The organism is uncultured Christiangramia sp. (genome assembly GCF_913046405.1).
Taxonomy (GTDB): Bacteria; Bacteroidota; Bacteroidia; order Flavobacteriales; family Flavobacteriaceae; genus Christiangramia; species Christiangramia marina.
Map to the genome: position 1 here is coordinate 1 of NZ_CAJWRQ010000153.1, position 4,084 is coordinate 4,084.

Annotated in this window: 4 protein-coding genes; 3 read left to right on the plus strand and 1 reads right to left on the minus strand. The window is 40.7% G+C overall.

The window, feature by feature from the left end:
* The 3 genes from QZ620_RS13570 to QZ620_RS13580 all read left to right on the plus strand — a co-directional run.
* A partial coding sequence (locus QZ620_RS13570) for a methionine aminotransferase (protein WP_295182651.1) occupies positions 1 to 1,132 on the plus strand: 1,132 nt, incomplete at its 5' end.
* Between the two features lies 1 nt (position 1,133).
* Complete coding sequence (gene pdeM, locus QZ620_RS13575; RefSeq protein WP_295182654.1) at positions 1,134 to 1,769, plus strand: ligase-associated DNA damage response endonuclease PdeM; 636 nt, start codon at positions 1,134 to 1,136, stop codon at positions 1,767 to 1,769.
* Positions 1,770 to 1,781: 12 nt separating this feature from the next.
* Entirely contained in the window at positions 1,782 to 2,573 is a 792-nt protein-coding gene (locus QZ620_RS13580) for a tryptophan-rich sensory protein (protein ID WP_295182656.1), read from the plus strand.
* Positions 2,574 to 2,576: 3 nt separating this feature from the next.
* Here QZ620_RS13580 and QZ620_RS13585 read toward each other — a convergent pair whose 3' ends face one another.
* Positions 2,577 to 3,932, minus strand: a complete 1,356-nt coding sequence (locus tag QZ620_RS13585) for an NAD(P)/FAD-dependent oxidoreductase (protein WP_295182659.1) — start codon at positions 3,930 to 3,932, stop codon at positions 2,577 to 2,579.
* Between the last annotated feature and the right edge of the window lie 152 nt (positions 3,933 to 4,084).

Genomic DNA, 4,084 nt, shown 5'->3' on the forward strand with positions numbered 1-4,084 from the left:
ATCCAAATTACCCGGAAGCAAAACCAGTATTTTTTCTGTGATGAGTAAAATGGCGCATGAATACGATGCAATCAATCTATCTCAGGGCTTTCCTAATTTTGAAACTGATCGTAAACTTAAAGAACTGGTGACCAAAGCTATGAGGGATGGTCATAATCAGTATCCGCCAGATGCCGGAGTTTTAGAATTGCGAGAAATGATCTCCCAGAAATTTAATGATCTCTACGGAAGATATTACAAACCTGAAACTGAAATCACGATCACTTCAGGGGCAACAGAAGCGCTTTACAATAGCATTACGGCTTTTGTACAGAAAGATGATGAGGTGATTGTACTGAAGCCGGCTTACGATTCGTATGAACCTACGATTCAGTTGGCAGGAGGTATCCCTGTACAAATCCAGTTGAAAGGCAGTGACTATAAGGTCGATTGGGAAGAAGTTGCCAGTGCCATTACCAATCGCACCAGAATGATCATTATTAATACTCCGCATAATCCAACGGGCACTATACTTTCTGAAGAAGACATGCTTAAATTGCAAGACCTTCTGAAGGATACTAATATCATACTAATGAGTGACGAGGTATACCAGCACTTGATTTTTGATGGAAAGCTACACCAAAGTGCCTCGAGGTTTCCGGAACTTTCTACAAGAAGTATCATTTGTGGCTCCTTTGGTAAGACCTTTCATAATACCGGCTGGAAAACAGGTTATTGTGTAGCTCCTGAAGAACTGATGAAAGAGATCAGGAAGATTCACGAACTCACCACTTTTTCTGTAAATCATCCAATGCAACGCGCCTATGCAGAATACCTTAAGCAACCGGATCATTATCTTGATCTTGCAGGTTTTTACCAGGAAAAAAGAGATACTTTTTTAAAGCTTATTTCAGGTTCAAAATTTAGAAGTGAACCATCTAAAGGCACCTATTTTCAACTATTGGATTTTTCAGAAATTACTACGGAAAAAGATACCGATTTTGCTGAGAGACTGGTGAAGGAACACCAACTTGCAGCCATCCCGGTTTCAGTATTCAATATAGACGAAAAGGACCATTCTCAGCTTCGCTTTTGCTTCGCTAAAACAAATGAAACATTAGAAAAAGCAGCTGAAATTTTATGCTCACTATAATATGAACATCAACATTCGTATTCTTGGACAGGACTTCGTGCTGCACCCGCTAGGTGTTGCGTACTGGCCGGAACAGGAGATCCTGTTAGTGGCAGATGTTCATCTTGGAAAAGTATCGCACTTCAGGAAGCATGGAAGTGCAGTGCCCTACCAGGCGATCGTAGAAAATTTCGACAGGCTGGATAGGATACGAAAAGACTTTGATCCGGAGCACATCATTTTTCTTGGCGATCTATTCCATTCTTCACTTAATATGGAATGGAAAATTTTTGAAGAATGGATTACTTCCATCGATAATCAGGTTCACCTGGTTGCTGGAAACCATGATATAATTTCTCCGTTACGTTACCAGGAACTGGGCATACAGATCTATCAGGAATTGAAAATTGAAAAGTTCATATTGACCCATCATCCTGAAGAGCATGATGGTTTATTCAATTTGTGCGGACACGTTCACCCGGGCTATAAATTATTTGGTTTCGGCAGACAAATGCTGAAATTACCTTGTTTTTACAAAAGCACTAACCAGATGATTTTCCCCGCTTTTGGAGAATTTACCGGGAATTATTTTATGCAACCTGAAGATGGAGATCGTATATTCGCTATAACCGGTAAAGAAGTGATTCCAATTCAATAATCCCCCATTCTTATGATCAAGAAACTAGCTGTAGCCAATTTTATTTCTGTTATCATCACCATAGCTTTCACCTACTACACCCAGACAGGTGAGATCAATGGTAAGACGATTGGAGAAATGAGTGATAAATACAGTAATCTTTTTACTCCGGCCGGGTATGCTTTTTCAATCTGGGGTGTGATATTCCTGTCTCTAATAGCCTTCTCTGTGTATATGCTTATTCAGGCCTTTGGCAACGGAAAACACACGAAGTTTATCAAAAGGACAAAATTCTGGTTTATTGTTGCCAATATAGGTACTTGTTTATGGAGTCTTGCCTGGTTGTATGACTTCCCGGGCCTCTCTGTAGTAATTATGTTCCTGATCCTGGCGAAATTATGCAAGATCATTATCAATACAGAAATGGAATTAACAGATCCACCGTTTAAGATCATTGCGTTCTACTGGTGGCCTATCTGTTTATATTCGGGATGGATCGCAGTAGCAGCAATTGCCAATACCGCAGCCTGGTTGAAAGAAACCGGCTGGGATGGAGCTTTCCTGTCTGAAGTTCAATGGACGCTCTTAATGATTCTGATTACAGTGGCTCTTAATATCACGATGATATACAAACGAAATATGCGTGAATTTGCTGCAGTTGGAGTCTGGGCACTTATCGGAATTTATGCCAAGCAGATCGGGCAGTACGATGTAATCGCCTACTCAGCCGCAGCAGGAGCTCTCCTTATATTTCTAAACATTTCCTACCACGGTTTCAAGAATAGAAAACAGCAGCCATTATATCGTATGATGAAGGGTGAATAAATTTTAAATCATCGATTTAATGTCGCTGGACCAGCTTGGATACGTAAAAATCATACCTTTTAAAGTCTCGCAGTCCAGTTTTCCACACATCGCCATCACGAACATATTAATAGTTTCGCTGGCCTCATTACTAACCAGGTGAGCACCCAGAACCAGGTTGGTCTCGTTATCTACCAGCGTTTTATATGCATAGACTTTGTCGTTAATTCGTTTTGAATTAAACCAGTCACTGGCATCGTTCATCTTCACCCGAAAATCATAACCTTTTTCTTTCGCCTGTTTTTCATTTAGGCCTACGGAAGCTACATTGGGAAGTGTAAATACAACTGAAGGTTGTGGTGGATAATCATACTCATGCGGTCTGTCCAGATCCATAATATTCGCAGTTACTACCCGTGCTTCCTGGGAGGCAAGCGGTGTTAGTGGTAAGCCTTCGCTGGCAGAAACATCTCCACAGGCATAAACGTTTGGATTTGATATACTCTGAAGATTTTTATTGACCAGCACCCCTCTTTTCGAGAAGTCTACGTTGCCTTGTTTTAATTTCAATTCATCTATGGAAGGTACACGGCCGGCTGCGTTTACAACACATCTGGCTTTGAACTCCACCTTTTTACCATTCTGATCTGCTATGACTCTCAAATTCTTCTGAAGCTTCTCTATCTCCTCTACCCTGGCATTCATAACAAATTTAATCCCCAGCTCTTCTGAAGATTGCTTTAGGTAATTCACCATATCCTCATCAAAATTACTCAAAGGGGATTCTTCGCTATCCACGATCGTCACATCTACTCCACATCTGGCTGCAATATGAGCGAACTCCATTCCTATATAACCCGCGCCAATAAAGATCATGCTTTCAGGTAATTCTTTCAATTCCAGAAAGTCATCACTGTTCATTGCCCGTTCCCTTCCTGGAATAGGTAATTCTAAAGGCTTCATCCCGGTTGCAATGACCAGTTTTTCAAAATTCACCGTTTTACCTTCTACAGAAATGGTGTTTTCATCCAGAAATTTGGGAGACTGATGGTACATTTTAATTCCGAGAGCTTCCAATTCCTGCTCTGTAGCGGCAGGCATAGCCTCCACAAACTTTTTCTTGAATAGCTGTAAATCTTTCCAGCTGATTTCCGGCATTTCTACAATTCCTTTTCCTACCATTTTTTGGGCGCGATTGAGAATTTCTGTAAGCCCAACAAGAACTTTTTTGGGATCGCAACCACGATTTGCGCAGGTTCCTCCAAATTCACGATTGTCTGCTATTGCAACTTTTAACCCAGCCTCTACACATTCTTTCGCCACACTTTTCCCGGCAGTCCCGGTTCCAACAACAAAAACATCAAATTTTTCGATTCCCATAATTATATTTCTCTACTTGTAATTCTCTAGTTATTTTTCCTGTTAGCTATAAGACTCCACGAATTATTCTCCTGAAAAAAGATCAGGAAAAATATAAATAGAGCATACAACATCTGGGTGCTAACAGCTCCCCAGTCTTCCTTAAAAGCACT